Below are 14090 nucleotides of genomic sequence, written 5' to 3'. Positions count from 1 at the left end.
GCCTTACCCAGGAGATTCAGCGATGCCCAGCCGTCGTGAGCGAGCCAATGCCATCCGTGCCTTGAGCATGGATGCCGTGCAGAAAGCCAACAGCGGCCACCCCGGTGCCCCGATGGGCATGGCGGACATCGCCGAAGTGCTGTGGCACGACCACCTCAAGCACAACCCGAACAACCCGCAGTGGGCCGACCGCGACCGTTTCGTACTCTCCAACGGCCATGGTTCGATGCTGATCTATTCGTTGCTGCACCTGAGCGGCTACGACCTGACCATCGAGGACTTGCAGAACTTCCGCCAACTGCACAGCCGCACCCCCGGCCATCCCGAATTCGGTTACACCGCCGGGGTCGAGACCACCACCGGTCCGCTCGGCCAGGGCATCGCCAACGCCGTCGGCTTCGCCCTGGCGGAGAAGGTGCTGGCCGCCCAGTTCAACCGTCCCGGGCATGAGGTCGTCGATCACAATACCTATGTGTTCCTCGGCGATGGCTGCATGATGGAAGGCATTTCCCATGAAGTCTGCTCGCTGGCCGGCACCCTGGGCCTGAACAAGCTGACCGCCTTCTACGATGACAACGGCATCTCCATCGACGGCGAGGTCGAGGGCTGGTTCAGCGACGACACGCCGCGCCGCTTCGAGGCCTATGGCTGGCAGGTGATCCGCAACGTCGACGGGCACGACCCGGACGAGATCAACATCGCCATCGAGACCGCGCGCAAGAGCGACCGTCCGACCTTGATCTGCTGCAAGACCGTCATCGGTTTTGGCTCGCCGAACAAGCAGGGCAAGGAAGAGTGCCACGGCGCCGCCCTGGGCGCCGGCGAGATCGCCCTGACCCGCGAGGCGCTGGGCTGGAGCCATCAGCCGTTCGAGATCCCCGCCGATATCTATGCCGCCTGGGATGCCAGCGAGAGCGGCGCCAAGACCGAAGGCGAGTGGCAGCAGCGTTTCGAAGCCTACCGCGGCGAGTTCCCGGAGCTGGCCGCCGAGTTCGAGCGCCGCATCGAGGGCGAGCTGCCCGCCGACTTCGCCGAGAAGGCCGCCGCTTATATCCGCGAAGTGGCTGGCAAGGGCGAAACCATTGCCAGCCGCAAGGCCAGCCAGAACGCCCTGAATGCCTTCGGCCCGCTGCTGCCGGAGCTGCTGGGCGGCTCCGCCGACCTGGCCGGCTCCAACCTGACCCTGTGGAAAGGCTGCAAGGCGGTGAGTGCCGAGGATGCCTCGGGCAACTATGTGCACTACGGTGTGCGCGAGTTCGGCATGAGCGCCATCATGAACGGCATCGCTCTGCACGGCGGCCTGATTCCCTATGGTGCGACCTTCCTGATGTTCATGGAGTACGCGCGTAATGCGGTGCGCATGTCGGCACTGATGAAGCAGCGTGTGCTCTACGTCTTCACCCACGACTCCATCGGCCTTGGCGAAGACGGCCCGACCCACCAGCCGGTCGAGCAACTGGCCAGCCTGCGCTGCACGCCCAACCTGGACACCTGGCGCCCGGCCGATGCGGTGGAGTCGGCGGTGGCCTGGAAGTACGCCATCGAGCGCAAGGACGGCCCGAGCGCGCTGATCTTCAGCCGCCAGAACCTGCCGCACCAGGCGCGTGACGAGCAGCAACTGGCGGATATCGCCCGTGGCGGCTATGTGCTCAAGGACAGCGCCGGCGAGCCGGAACTGATCCTGATCGCCACCGGTTCGGAAGTCGGCCTGGCGATGCAGGCGTATGAGCAACTGGTCGCGACTGGACGGAAGGTGCGTGTGGTGTCCATTCCCAGCACCAGCGTGTTCGATGCCCAGGATGCCGCCTATCGCCAGGCCGTGCTGCCGGTCGAGGTGGCTGCGCGTATCGCCATCGAGGCCTCGCATGCCGACTACTGGTACAAGTACGTCGGCCTGGAGGGCCGCATCATCGGCATGACCACTTACGGCGAATCGGCCCCCGCCGGGCAACTGTTCGAAGAGTTCGGCTTTACCGTCGAAAACGTCGTCGCCACCGCCGAAGAATTGCTGGATGCGTAGGATGGGTTGAGCGGCGGAGCGATACCCGTCAGTCCGCTGTGATGGGTATCGCAGGCTCAACCCATCCTACGGTCTACGCACGCTCTCCATCGAGATCGCCATGGCCAATCGTCCCTACAAAATCGCCCTCAACGGCTACGGCCGCATCGGTCGCTGCGTGCTGCGCGCGCTTTATGAGCGGGGTGCGGGCGCCGGCCTGGAGATCGTCGCGCTGAACGATCTGGCCGACCAGGCCAGCATCGAGTACCTGACCCGCTTCGATTCCACCCACGGGCGCTTCCCCGGCGAGGTCAAGGTCGATGGCGATTGCCTGCATATCAACGGCGATTGCGTGAAGGTGCTGCGCCAGCCGACCCCGGAAGGCATCGACTGGAGCGGGCTGGGCATCGACCTGCTGCTGGAATGTTCCGGGCAGTACGTCAATCGTGCCCAGGGCGAACGCTTCCTGCGCGCCGGGGCGCCGAGGGTGTTGTTTTCGCAACCGATGGCCAGCGAGGCGGATGTCGACGCGACCATTGTCTTCGGCGTCAACCAGGAACGCCTGAGCCACGGCCAGACCCTGGTTTCCAACGCCTCCTGCACCACCAATTGCGGGGTACCGCTGCTCAAGCTGCTGAACGACGCCATCGGCCTGGAGCAGGTGTTCATCACCACCATCCACTCGGCGATGAACGACCAGCCGGTGATCGACGCCTACCATCACGAAGACTTGCGCCGTACGCGTTCGGCCTTCCAGTCGGTGATCCCGGTGTCGACCGGGCTGGCGCGTGGCATCGAGCGGCTGCTGCCGGAGCTGGCCGGGCGCATCCAGGCCAAGGCGGTGCGGGTGCCGACGCTGAATGTCTCCTGCCTGGATATCACCGTGCTGACCTCGCGTGACACCTGTGCCGACGAGGTCAACCAGGTGATGCGCGAAGCAGCGGCCAGCGAGCGCTTCGCCGGGCTGATCGCCTACACCGAATTGCCGCATGCCAGTTGCGATTTCAATCACGATCCGCACTCGGCCATCGTCGACGGCAGCCAGACGCGCAGCAGTGGCCCGCGCCTGGTCAACCTGCTGGCCTGGTTCGACAACGAGTGGGGTTTTGCCAACCGTATGCTCGACGTGGCGGAGCATTATCTGCACGTCATCAACCACAAGAAGGACATTCCATGAGCACGCCGACCCTGAAAGTAGTGAAGATGGCCGACCTCGACCTGGCCGGCAAGCGTGTGCTGATCCGCGAGGATCTCAACGTGCCGCTCAAGGACGGCGTGGTGAAGAGCGACGCGCGCATCCTCGCGGCGCTGCCGACCCTTCGCCTGGCCCTGGAGAAGGGCGCGGCGGTGCTGGTCTGCTCGCACCTGGGGCGTCCGCAGGAGGGCGTCTACAGCGAAGAGGACAGCCTCAAGCCGGTAGCCGACTACCTGAGCCAGGCCCTTGGCCGCGAAGTGCCGCTGGTGCGCGACTACCTCGACGGCGTCGAGGTGGCGCCGGGGCAACTGGTGCTGCTGGAGAACGTGCGCTTCAACAAGGGCGAGAAGAAGAACGTCGACGAACTGGCGAAGCGCTATGCCGCCCTGTGCGATGTGTTCGTGATGGATGCCTTCGGCACCGCCCACCGCGCCCAGGGCTCGACCCACGGTGTGGCGAAGTTCGCCAGGGTCGCCGCGGCCGGCCCACTGCTGGCCGCCGAGCTGGAAGCGCTGGGCAAGGCGCTGGGCAACCCGGCCAAGCCGATGGCGGCCATCGTTGCCGGCTCCAAGGTATCGACCAAGCTCGATGTGCTCAACAGCCTCAGCCAGATCTGCGACCAGTTGATCGTCGGCGGCGGCATCGCCAACACCTTCCTCGCGGCGGCGGGCTACAACGTCGGCAAGTCGTTGCATGAGGCGGACCTGATCGATACCGCCAGGGCCATCGCCGCCAAGGTCAGCGTGCCGCTGCCGGTGGACGTGGTGGTGGCCAAGGCTTTCGCCGAGGACGCCGAGGCCACGGTCAAGGCTGTCGGCGAGGTGGGCGACGACGACATGATCCTCGATATCGGTCCGCAGACCGCGCAGCGGTTCGCCGAGTTGCTGAAATCCTCGAAAACCATCCTGTGGAATGGGCCGGTCGGGGTGTTCGAGTTCGACCAGTTCGGCAATGGCACCAAGGTGCTGGCCGAAGCCATCGCCGAAAGCCCGGCCTTCTCCATCGCTGGAGGTGGCGATACCCTGGCGGCCATCGACAAATACGGCGTGGCCGAACGCATTTCCTACATCTCCACCGGTGGCGGCGCCTTCCTCGAGTTCGTCGAAGGCAAGGTGCTGCCGGCCGTCGAAGTGCTGGAGCAACGCGTACGTTGAGCCGGTGTCTTTTGCCGTTTCGCCGCGGTGACGCGGTTTGCGGATGAAACGGCGGCGGTTCCAGGCAACCACGGCAGGCGAGCGTTGTCTTTCCCTTGAGCCCATTCGAAGGAGAAATGACCATGCGTAGTCCGATACTTGCCCTGGTGTGTCTGGTTCTGGCTGGTTGCAGCGGCGGTACCAGGCATGCCTGCGAGGTGATCGCACCGCCACCGGCTACCGGCCCGACAGTGCAGAACGATCAGCGGGTGGCGATCCAGAGCAGTGGTGACCCGACCATAATGAGTGGCTCGCAGGCCCAGGATTGCCCCTGATGCTGCGTGCCATACCGCTACTGGCCCTGGTCCTGCTGGCAGGTTGTTCCCACTGGCAGGCGGGGCCCGATGCACCCTTCGTGCACTGGAAATGCCTGAGCCCGAACGACATCCACTGGCGCTATGCCGATACCGAGCGGCGCCAGGTGGACCTCAAGCTCGGCAACGCCGCGCAGGTGCACCGCTTGCAGCGCGCGCCGAGCACTCTGGGAAGTTTCTACAGCGATGGCGTTATCGCTTTCCATGACAAGGGCGGTGGCGCCCTGGTCTATCGCCTTGCCGATGACGAATTGCTGGCTCACGGCTGTAGTGCTTCGCTGATAAACCTGTGAGCGATACCCGTGCTGCCGTTACAATGCCGCGACGTGATTGCGCGATGCTTGAATATCGCCTGTCGCAGTAGCAGGCTTATACGATCAGATACCGGAGAACAGGAAAACATGGCACTTATCAGCATGCGCCAGATGCTCGACCACGCCGCCGAGTTCGGCTATGGCGTGCCGGCTTTCAACGTCAACAACCTGGAGCAGATGCGCGCGATCATGGAAGCGGCTGACAAGACCGACTCGCCGGTGATCGTGCAGGCTTCGGCGGGTGCCCGCAAATATGCCGGCGCGCCTTTCCTGCGCCACCTGATCCTGGCCGCGATCGAAGAATTCCCGCATATCCCGGTGTGCATGCACCAGGACCACGGCACCAGCCCTGACGTGTGCCAGCGCTCGATCCAGCTCGGCTTCTCGTCGGTGATGATGGACGGCTCGCTGAAAGAAGACGGCAAGACCCCGGCCGACTATGACTACAACGTCCGCGTGACCCGCCAGACCGTGGCTTTCGCCCATGCCTGCGGCGTTTCCGTGGAAGGCGAGCTGGGCTGCCTGGGCAGCCTGGAGACCGGCATGGCCGGTGAAGAGGACGGGGTTGGCGCCGAAGGCGTGCTGGACCATAGCCAACTGCTGACCGACCCGGAAGAAGCCGCGCAGTTCGTCAAGGAAACCCAGGTCGATGCCCTGGCCATCGCCATCGGCACCAGCCACGGCGCCTACAAGTTCACCAAGCCGCCAACCGGCGACGTGCTGTCCATCGAGCGCATCAAGGAAATTCACAAGCGTATTCCCAATACCCACCTGGTGATGCACGGCTCCTCCTCGGTACCCCAGGAGTGGCTGAAGGTGATCAACGAATTCGGCGGCGACATCAAGGAGACCTACGGTGTTCCGGTCGAGGAGATCGTCGAGGGCATCAAGTACGGCGTGCGCAAGGTGAATATCGACACCGACCTGCGCCTGGCGTCCACCGGCGCCATTCGCCGCATGATGGCCGAGCAGCCGAGCGAATTCGACCCGCGCAAGTTCTTCGCCAAGACCATCGTCGCCATGCGCGATATCTGCATCGCCCGCTACGAAGCCTTTGGCACCGCCGGCAATGCTTCGAAGATCAAGCCGGTCTCCCTGGAAGACATGTTCCAGCGCTATGCCCGTGGCGAGCTGGCTCCTAAGGTCAACTGAGGCTGTCGCAGCGCGGCTTCGAGTTGCAGGCGAGGGTCGTGGCAGTCTGTGTGCGTTTCATCACAGGCCGCTACCGGTGTCTCGCTCCCCGGAGCCGCTTCAGGCCAGCACCCGTTCGATCTGCCGGTGTAGCGAATCGAGGGAAAAGGGCTTGGCCAGTACCGGCGCCGAATGGGCGATGGGGCTGCCCGACTGGTAGATTTCCAGGGGGTAGCCGCTGATGAAGATGACCTTCAGGTCCGGTCGCAGCTTCAGTGCCGGTTCCGCGATCATCACGCCGGAAACCCCGCCGGGGAGCCGGTAGTCGCTGATCAGAAGGTCCAGCCTGGGGCTGCTGGCGAGTATCTCGAAGGCGCGCTCGGCATTTTCCGCCGGCATCACCTCATAGCCCTCGTCGGCCAGGAAGTCCGCCAGCAGGGCCCGTATCTGTGGCTCGTCCTCGACGAGCAACACAGTGCGATGGAGTAGATCGTTCATTTGCATGCTGGCTCTCAAGTCGTATTGCCCGGCGCAAAGCGCACTCGGCCTGCTTCGCTTGCGGCGAAGCGGCGTTCCTGTGGCGTGTCCGAATGTACGATGGGTCTGGTCCTTGAGTGCCGGGCTACTACATGTGCCTGTACTGCGTCTACTGAAGTGGACCGGCTTTGCTGCCACCTCGGGTTGGAGTGGGGGTGGTCCGGCAAGTTCATGGTGGACGGATGAGCAGTCGTTTGTCGAGCAGATGGCAAAATGTCATCTCAGAATGCACGACCTCTTTTGATGAATCATGCAAATTGCATGGCCAATGACTTTGGTTTTTTATTTAACTATTTGATTTATAAGTTATTTTATTGATATTCGGGGTTGGCATGGAGTCTGCTCCATAGGAAGAAATGGAAACGTATGGAGAGACTCCCATGAATCTTGCGCAACAAATCCTCACTGCGGCCTTCCCGGAGTTCGAAGTGCAGATCGTCAGCCGCCCTGATGGTGGTTTGCTGCTGACCCTGCGCAATGAGGAGCAGGATGTCCTGCGCCGCGCCCTGTCCAAGGGGCAGGCCCGGACCGCCGTGCAACTGGATTGGGTAGTCAGTTCCATCCGCCGCGACCTGTCGCTGGAAGCCGGGGTGGCCCCCGTCATCACTCATCTGCAGAGCCAGAGCCGTTCGGCACTTCCTTCCTACGAGTACGCCTGAGCGGGCGTATCCGGCCAGGGTGCCAGGGGCTGCTGACGTTTCGTCGCGACAACGCGGCTTGCGACGAAACGTCAACAGCCCCTGGTGTTTGCAATGAATGCCCGTGCCCTTACAAGGCAAGGCGATACGGAAACGCTTCGCCCTGACGTTTCCGGCAACGCTCTCTGCCCATTGATTCATATCAATAACGCTTCCCTGCCCGCCTGTCACGATTAGTGGCCTATTGACACCAGCACTGCGTGTTCTCGTTGCGCCATGGGCCCTTTTCGTTGCATGGGCTGCAATGAACCGAGGGCGTGTCAGGGCATCTCTGCCGTACTCACGTTGTCATTCTTCGATCCGCAAGAACCGAACCTTTCGTAGCTTGCCGCCTGCTGGTCATACCTTTCCGGGGCCGCTTGCGGGGCTCGAACAGGCCCCAAGAATGCGAGAGCGTTGCCGCTTGCCTGTGGCTGACGGTCTTGCCGAGTGTCTGGAAGCTGCTGGCCGCATGAAGAACGAACTGAAAGCGCTCCTCGAGCGAGTCAGCCTCAAGGCTGAAGACATCCAGGTGCGAAAGCGCCTGTTGCAGTGGCGGACGGCGGATGCAAAGCGCCTGAATCAGGCCGCCGGATCACTGGATGAGGTGCATGCGCATTTCATCGACAGGCTCTATGAGCACCTGGCGCGCTTCGAGCGGCCTGCCCAAATACTCGACGACCCCGATGGCCTGGAGCGCCTCAAGCAAAGCCAGAAGCGCTATTACCAGCGGCTCTGGATGGGGCCTTACGACCGTGACTATGTCAATGATCGCCTGTTGGTGGGGTTGGTACACCAGCGCGTGGGGGTCGATCTCGAGTGGTATATGGGCGCCTACCGACTGTACCTGGGCGAGATACTCGAAGAACTGCTGGGGGATGCGCCGAACAGCAAGCTCTATGGCAGCCTGCTGAAGGCGGTGTTCTTCGACATGATGCTTGCCATCGACACCTACAGCACCGCCCAGCGACAGGCCCTGGAGGATAGTGAGGCGCGCTTGGCCAGGGCCTTGCGCGGCACCGAGGACGGTATCTGGGACTGGGATATCAACCAGGACCGGCTCTACCTGTCCGAGCGCTGGACCAGCATGCTGGGGTTGCCGCCACAGACCACCACAAGCAGCGATGACTGGTTCAGCCGGGTGCATCCGGATGACCTGCCTGGCCTGCGTGGCGCGATCAGTGCGCACATGAACGGGCTGGCACCGTCGTTCTGTCACGAATACCGGATTCGCACCGTGCGCGATGACTATACGTGGGTGCTGGCGCGCGGGGTCATCGAGGAGGGGCCGCAAGGTCCTCGCATGGCCGGTTCCCAGGCCGATATCAGCGGTCGCAAGCGCGCCGAGGCCTCCCTGCGGCATGCGGCGCGGCATGATCCCTTGACCGGTCTGGCCAATCGCATGCACTTGGATGAATTGCTCAAGAAGGTGCAGACGAGGGTCCATAGCCGTGACTCGGCGCTGCTGTTCGTCGACCTGGATCGTTTCAAGCTGATCAATGACAGCCTCGGGCACGGTACGGGCGACAAGGTGCTGATCGAGGTCACAGCGCGGTTGCGGCGTTGCTTGCGTCCCGGCGATCATCTGGCGCGTTTCGGTGGCGACGAGTTCGTCGCCCTGCTGGGGGATCTGGCCTGTGAGGCCGATGCCGAGGGCGTCGCACGGCGCATGCTGGACGCTCTGCGGCAGCCGATGTTGATCGATTTCCATATGCTGACGATCAGTGCCAGCATCGGCATCGCGCCCCTATATCGCGATGGCCAGCCGCTGGATGCGCTACAGGCCGCGGATCTTGCGCTCTACAGTGCGAAGGGCGCGGGAAAGGATCGCTTCGCCCTGTACTACGATGGCCTGCAACACACGGCCAAGCGCCAACTGGCCCTCGAGAGCGCCCTGGCCCAGGCCCTCGAGCGCAATGAATACAGCCTGCACTACCAGCCGATCTGCCAACTGGTCGATGGCAAGCCTTACCTGGCAGGGGTCGAGGCGTTGCTGCGCTGGAGTGATCAGGGCCGCCTGGTTCCACCGCAGGAGTTCATTCCGGTGCTGGAAGCCTCCAGCGGTATCGTCCGGGTTGGCGAGTGGGTCCTGCAGGAGGCCTGTCGCCAGGTCCGCGACTGGCAACTGGCGGGCCAGGCGCAGATGCACTGTGCGGTGAACCTGTCCATCCGCCAGTTACAGGAGCACGATTTCGCCGACCGGCTCATGCTGATCCTCGATGAAACCGGGCTGGCGCCAGGCAGCCTGGTGCTGGAAATTACCGAAACCCTGCTGATGCAGGACAGTATGCTGGTCAGGAACAACCTGCAACGTATCGCCGGGCTCGGCGTGCGCCTGGCGCTGGACGATTTCGGTACGGGCTACTGCTCCCTCGGCTACCTCAAGCGTTTTCCGTTGCATATCCTCAAGGTCGACCGCAGTTTCATCTCCGGTACCCCGGAAAACGCCGAGTCGCTGGTGATCAGCCGCGCGATTATAGGACTGGGCCAGAGCCTGGGGCTGTCGGTGGTGGCCGAAGGCGTCGAGGAACAGGCGCAACTGGATTTCCTCACTGCAGAACACTGCCCGTTCGTCCAGGGCTACTGGTTCAGCCGGCCGATACCGGCCGCGCAGTTGCAGGAGATGTTCAGTGAAAGCGGCGCTTTCAATGTCTAGGGTCTGCCGGTCTCGAGGCCGTTCTGCGGCGGGAAAGCCGGATTGGGTCATTTTTCCGCTTTCCCTCGTCAAATAGCGGGCTATTCACCTCGGAAAATCGAAAGACTGCCGCAAGGCGGGCTTTCCCCTCGCGGTGAAACCTAGCTCCATGCAACGACACCTGCATGCGATTGCCCGGTGTTGAGCCCTGCCGCGGCACTCTTCGACCTTTCCGTTGTCCATTCATTCGTGGGTTGATAAAAGGCCCATCGTCTTTCATTCAGGAGGTTGAAGATGCGTCTTGCTTATCTGTTTGCTCCGGCTCTGGGGCTGTTTCTGGTGGGTTGTGGTTCCGAGAGCGAGCCTGTGACGCCCCCTGCTCCTGCTCCCGCCGAACAGCCAGCGCCGCCCGTTGCCGACCCGATTCCCAGTAGCGAGCCGGTAGATGCCTTGCCGGAGAGTGTAGCGCCCGAGGTCGATACCACCGTCCCCGATTCCGAAACCGATAATGCCGAAGGAAGCGTGCCGGAGACCGACAGCCCGGCTCATTGAGTCTGGTCGCGTCTGCCGCCTCGCTCGTCAGCAGGGGGGTTCCGATGAAGCCTGGTTTTCTTTCGATCTATGCTGCCTTCGGTTCCTGCCTGCGCGAGGAGCAGGCTTGCGTGCCCGACGCCGATCCGGCGCCGGAGCCGCCATCACACGTGCTGGGCCGCCGCATGGGCCGAGGCCCAGGCCCACTGGAAGTTGAAGCCGCCCAGGTGGCCACTGACGTCCAGCACCTCCCCGATGAAATACAACCCCGGCGATTTCTGCGATTCCATGGTTTTCGATGAAACCTCGCGGGTGTCCACGCCGCCCAGGGTGACCTCTGCCGTGCGGTAGCCTTCCGTTCCCGCCGGGATCAGGCGCCAGGCGCCTAGTCGTTGGGCGATATCGCGCAACTGGGGCAGGTTGTACTGCTTCAGTGGCCGTGACTCGAACCAGTATTCGCACAACAGGCCGGCCATCTTGCGCGTGAAGACTTCGGCCAGCAGGGTCTTCAATTCGATCGCCGGGTGTTCCACCTGTTGTTGCTGCAGCCACTGCAGGGCGTCACGCCCAGGCAGCAGGTCGATTTCCAGCGTATCGCCGGGGTTCCAGTAGGAGGATATCTGCAGCATCGCCGGGCCGCTCAGGCCGCGATGGGTGAACAGCAGGTTTTCCCGGAAGCTCTGGCCGTTGCATTGCGCCAGGCAGTCCAGCGAGGTGCCGCTGAGTTCGCCGCACAGCGCTTTCAGTTGCGGGTCGGTGAGGGTGAACGGCACCAGGCCGGCGCGGGTAGGCCAGACGTTGTGGCCGAATTGCCGTGCGACCTGGTGGCCCAGGCCGGTGGCGCCCAGGGTCGGGATCGACAGGCCGCCGGTGGCGATCACCAGCGACCCGCAGGCGAACGGCCCGGCGCTGGTGCGCAGCCGGTAGCCGCCGTTCTCGGCCTCGATGCTGTCGATACGGGTTTCCAGACGCAGATCCACGCCACTCACGTCGCATTCGGCCAGCAGCATGTCGAGGATATCGCTGGACTTGTTGTCGCAGAACAGTTGCCCGAGTTTCTTCTCGTGCCAGGGTACGCCATGCTTGCCGACCAGCTCGAGGAAGTCCCTCTGGGTATAGCGGGCCAGCGCCGATTTGCAGAAGTGCGGGTTGTGCGAGAGGAAGTTGCCCGGCTCGGTGTAGAGATTGGTGAAGTTGCAGCGGCCACCGCCGGACATGAGGATTTTCTTGCCGGGCTTGTTGGCGTGGTCCAGCAGCGTGACCCGCCGGCCGCGCCGGGCGGCGTTGAAGGCGCACATCAGGCCCGCCGCGCCTGCGCCGATGATGATTACGTCTGTACCCTGCACCCTGCGTCCTCCTGTGGCCGGGCGCGCATCTTACTCCGATTGCGCCTCGGGTTTGCGGATCAGATGTGCCGCCATGCTGCGCAGGGGCGCCAGTTGCCGGCAGATCAGGCCGAGTTGGGTGTAGACCAGGCGCGTGTTTTCGTCGAGTTCGTCCGGCAGTTGTTCCAGTTTCTGGGCCAGCCTTTCTTCCTCTTCATCGTAGACGGCCACCGTCTGGTTGTTGCGCAGGGCTTCGGCCAGGCTGTCGAGGCTTTGCGCCAGTCGTTGCGAGGCCAGCTCCAGCAGGCTGTCGCTGGCGCCGTCCGGCAGGCTCTCGCGGTGGGCGCCGAGGGCCGAGAGGTAGTTGAGCAGCGTGTGCGAAAGGGTCAGGAAGCGGAAGCCGGTTTCCGCGTCGCGGCGGAAGTGCCCGGGCTCCAGCAGCATGTTGGAGAGGGTGCTGGAGAGGGCCGCATCGGCGTTGTGGGCGTCGCGCCGGGCCAGGCGATAGGCCAGGTCGTCGTGTTTGCCGGTGGCGTATTGCTGCATGATCTGGCGCAGGTAGTCGCCGCTGCGCGACAGGGTGCTGGCCACTACCTGGTTCAGGCGCCGGCCCTGCCAGTCGGGCAGTACCAGGAACACCGCCGCCGCCGCGATCAGGCTGCCGAGCAGGGTGTCGAACAGGCGCGGCCAGATCAGCCCGTAGCCATCGCCCACCTGGTTGAAGCAAAACAGCACCAGCAGCGTGATGGCGGCGGTGGCCAGGGTGTAGCGGCTGCTGCGGGTGGCGAAGAACACCACGCCGGCGACCACCGCGAACAGCGCCTGTATCTGCTGGTGGGGGAAGAGTTCGAACAGCGCCCAGCCGGCCAGCAGGCCGAGCACGGTGCCGCTGACCCGTTGCACCAGCTTGATGCGCGTGGCGCCGTAGTTGGGTTGGCAGACGAACACAGTGGTCAGCAGGATCCAGTAGCCCTGTTCCGGGTGGATGGCGTGCAGCACCAGGTAGCCGCAGACCAGCGCCAGGCTCATGCGCAGGGCATGGCGGAACAACAGCGAGGAGGGTGTCATCTGCATGCGTATGCGTTGCAGCGCATCGCGCAGGGTTTGCGGCTGGCGATCGTACAGGCTGCTGTCGGTCTCGCTGTCGAGGGCATCGGGGTTGCTGGCGTTGGACAGGTGCTGGTGAATCGTCGAGAGGTTGCCGGAGAGGGCGCGCAATGAACGCAGCAGGGCGCGCCAGGCCGGGTTGTTCTGCTGGCGCAGGTGTTCCTGCGCAGCCTGCAGGTCGTCCAGGGCCATGCGTCCGGATTCGCCGTGGCGGAACGGCTGGCGCAACTGGATGGCGCGGCCCAGGTCGCGGCAGGCCTTGCCCTGTTCTTCCAGCAGGCGCTGGCAGCGGAACAGCACGTCGCTGTGGAAGAAGGCCTCGGCCAGCGCCTGGTAGGGGTAGTGCGATGAGCTGACCCGCTCGTGCAGGTCCTGGGCGAGGAAGTACAGCTTCAGGTACTGGCTGATCTTCACCCCGGGCCGGCCATGCCCGAGACGGTGCAGCAGGGTTTCCTTGGCGGCGTTGAGGGCGGCGACCACGCGGCCGTTCTGTTGTGCCAGTTGCAGGCGCTGCCGTTCCAGGTCGATGGCGCGGGTCGGTTCGAACAGCGCCGCCTTGAGCTTGAAGTATTGCCCCAGCTCACGGTACAGCCGGGCCAGGCTGTGTTGTACCGGCTGGTGCACGAACAGCGCGTTCCAGATCACCGAGAGTAGGCCGTACCAGGCCGCACCGGCCACCAGCAGGCCGGGGTCGTGCCAGAAATGGTTGATCTCGCCACCGCGCTGGTCCGCCGCGATCATGCTGTAGATCGCCAGGATCAGCGTGGCCTGGGCGATGGTGGCATAGCGTTCGCCAATGGCACCGAGCATGACCAGGGCGAAGGCCGAGAGGGCCATGGCGCCGATGAACAGGTTGGGGAAGGGGAACAGCAGTTCCACCGAGATCGAGGCGATGCTGAAGCACAGCAGGGTCACCAGCAGGGCACCCAGGCGCCCGAGCCAACTGTCGTCGGTCTCCGACAGGGCGCTGGCGATGATGCCGAGGAACAGCGGGATCATCAGGTCCGGCTGGTCCTGGTACCAGGACAGGCCCATGGCACCCGTGAGGGCGATCAACACCCGCAGGCTGTAGCCGAACTTTTCCAGCGCCCAGAGGCGCCGCAGGGACTGGCCGAGTGAAGGGCGGGGCATG

At 63.9% G+C, this 14090-nt stretch carries 12 protein-coding genes; 9 read left to right on the top strand and 3 right to left on the bottom strand.

Annotated features, from left to right (window positions below; genetic code table 11):
• Positions 1–22: 22 nt before the first annotated feature.
• The 6 genes from tkt (at position 23) to fba (ending at position 6167) form a co-directional block, all read left to right on the top strand.
• Complete coding sequence (gene tkt / locus DNJ95_RS16060; protein WP_131185738.1) at positions 23–2020, top strand: transketolase; 1998 nt, start codon at positions 23–25, stop codon at positions 2018–2020.
• Between the two features lie 100 nt (positions 2021–2120).
• Positions 2121–3176, top strand: a complete 1056-nt coding sequence (gene epd / locus DNJ95_RS16055; protein ID WP_131185737.1) for an erythrose-4-phosphate dehydrogenase — start codon at positions 2121–2123, stop codon at positions 3174–3176.
• Positions 3177–3187: 11 nt separating this feature from the next.
• Positions 3188–4348: a phosphoglycerate kinase gene (locus DNJ95_RS16050; RefSeq protein WP_131185755.1), complete on the top strand. Its 1161-nt coding sequence runs from the start codon at positions 3188–3190 to the stop codon at positions 4346–4348.
• 122 nt (positions 4349–4470) lie between these two features.
• On the top strand, positions 4471–4662 hold the full coding sequence (locus tag DNJ95_RS16045; protein ID WP_131185736.1) for a hypothetical protein: 192 nt from the start codon (positions 4471–4473) through the stop codon (positions 4660–4662).
• Complete coding sequence (locus DNJ95_RS16040) at positions 4662–4994, top strand: MliC family protein (RefSeq protein ID WP_165491648.1); 333 nt, start codon at positions 4662–4664, stop codon at positions 4992–4994. The genes DNJ95_RS16045 and DNJ95_RS16040 overlap by 1 nt, the downstream gene beginning before the upstream one ends.
• A gap of 108 nt (positions 4995–5102) precedes the next feature.
• Positions 5103–6167, top strand: a complete 1065-nt coding sequence (gene fba, locus DNJ95_RS16035; protein WP_131185735.1) for a class II fructose-bisphosphate aldolase — start codon at positions 5103–5105, stop codon at positions 6165–6167.
• A gap of 99 nt (positions 6168–6266) precedes the next feature.
• Here fba and DNJ95_RS16030 read toward each other — a convergent pair whose 3' ends face one another.
• Positions 6267–6644, bottom strand: a complete 378-nt coding sequence (locus DNJ95_RS16030; protein ID WP_131185734.1) for a response regulator — start codon at positions 6642–6644, stop codon at positions 6267–6269.
• A gap of 419 nt (positions 6645–7063) precedes the next feature.
• Here DNJ95_RS16030 and DNJ95_RS16025 point away from each other — a divergent pair, with 419 nt between their 5' ends.
• The 3 genes from DNJ95_RS16025 (at position 7064) to DNJ95_RS16015 (ending at position 10547) form a co-directional block, all read left to right on the top strand.
• Positions 7064–7342 (top strand): DUF3509 domain-containing protein, encoded by a 279-nt coding sequence (locus DNJ95_RS16025; RefSeq protein ID WP_131185733.1) that lies wholly within the window; start codon positions 7064–7066, stop codon positions 7340–7342.
• 490 nt (positions 7343–7832) lie between these two features.
• Positions 7833–10016: a putative bifunctional diguanylate cyclase/phosphodiesterase gene (locus DNJ95_RS16020; RefSeq protein ID WP_131185732.1), complete on the top strand. Its 2184-nt coding sequence runs from the start codon at positions 7833–7835 to the stop codon at positions 10014–10016.
• A 273-nt stretch (positions 10017–10289) separates the two neighbouring features.
• Positions 10290–10547: a hypothetical protein gene (locus tag DNJ95_RS16015; RefSeq protein WP_131185731.1), complete on the top strand. Its 258-nt coding sequence runs from the start codon at positions 10290–10292 to the stop codon at positions 10545–10547.
• A gap of 143 nt (positions 10548–10690) precedes the next feature.
• On the opposite strand, the gene DNJ95_RS16010 is transcribed toward DNJ95_RS16015, so the two are convergent.
• Positions 10691–11872 (bottom strand): BaiN/RdsA family NAD(P)/FAD-dependent oxidoreductase, encoded by a 1182-nt coding sequence (locus tag DNJ95_RS16010; RefSeq protein WP_131185730.1) that lies wholly within the window; start codon positions 11870–11872, stop codon positions 10691–10693.
• A gap of 30 nt (positions 11873–11902) precedes the next feature.
• Entirely contained in the window at positions 11903–14089 is a 2187-nt protein-coding gene (gene yccS / locus DNJ95_RS16005; protein WP_131185729.1) for a YccS family putative transporter, read from the bottom strand.
• Between the last annotated feature and the right edge of the window lies 1 nt (position 14090).

The organism is Stutzerimonas kirkiae (assembly GCF_004327335.1).
Lineage (GTDB): Bacteria > Pseudomonadota > Gammaproteobacteria > Pseudomonadales > Pseudomonadaceae > Stutzerimonas > Stutzerimonas kirkiae.
This window is presented reverse-complemented; position numbering and strand designations above follow the sequence as displayed.

What these genes read in the sequence shown, in the direction of transcription:
- tkt (WP_131185738.1), top strand. Translation starts at nt 23, where the DNA reads ATGCCCAGCCGTCGTGAGCGAGCCAATGCCATCCGTGCCTTGAGCATG.
- epd (WP_131185737.1), top strand. Translation starts at nt 2,121, where the DNA reads ATGGCCAATCGTCCCTACAAAATCGCCCTCAACGGCTACGGCCGCATC.
- DNJ95_RS16045 (WP_131185736.1), top strand. Translation starts at nt 4,471, where the DNA reads ATGCGTAGTCCGATACTTGCCCTGGTGTGTCTGGTTCTGGCTGGTTGC.
- DNJ95_RS16040 (WP_165491648.1), top strand. Translation starts at nt 4,662, where the DNA reads ATGCTGCGTGCCATACCGCTACTGGCCCTGGTCCTGCTGGCAGGTTGT.
- fba (WP_131185735.1), top strand. Translation starts at nt 5,103, where the DNA reads ATGGCACTTATCAGCATGCGCCAGATGCTCGACCACGCCGCCGAGTTC.
- DNJ95_RS16030 (WP_131185734.1), bottom strand. Translation starts at nt 6,644, where the DNA reads ATGAACGATCTACTCCATCGCACTGTGTTGCTCGTCGAGGACGAGCCA.
- DNJ95_RS16025 (WP_131185733.1), top strand. Translation starts at nt 7,064, where the DNA reads ATGAATCTTGCGCAACAAATCCTCACTGCGGCCTTCCCGGAGTTCGAA.
- DNJ95_RS16020 (WP_131185732.1), top strand. Translation starts at nt 7,833, where the DNA reads ATGAAGAACGAACTGAAAGCGCTCCTCGAGCGAGTCAGCCTCAAGGCT.
- DNJ95_RS16015 (WP_131185731.1), top strand. Translation starts at nt 10,290, where the DNA reads ATGCGTCTTGCTTATCTGTTTGCTCCGGCTCTGGGGCTGTTTCTGGTG.
- yccS (WP_131185729.1), bottom strand. Translation starts at nt 14,089, where the DNA reads ATGCCCCGCCCTTCACTCGGCCAGTCCCTGCGGCGCCTCTGGGCGCTG.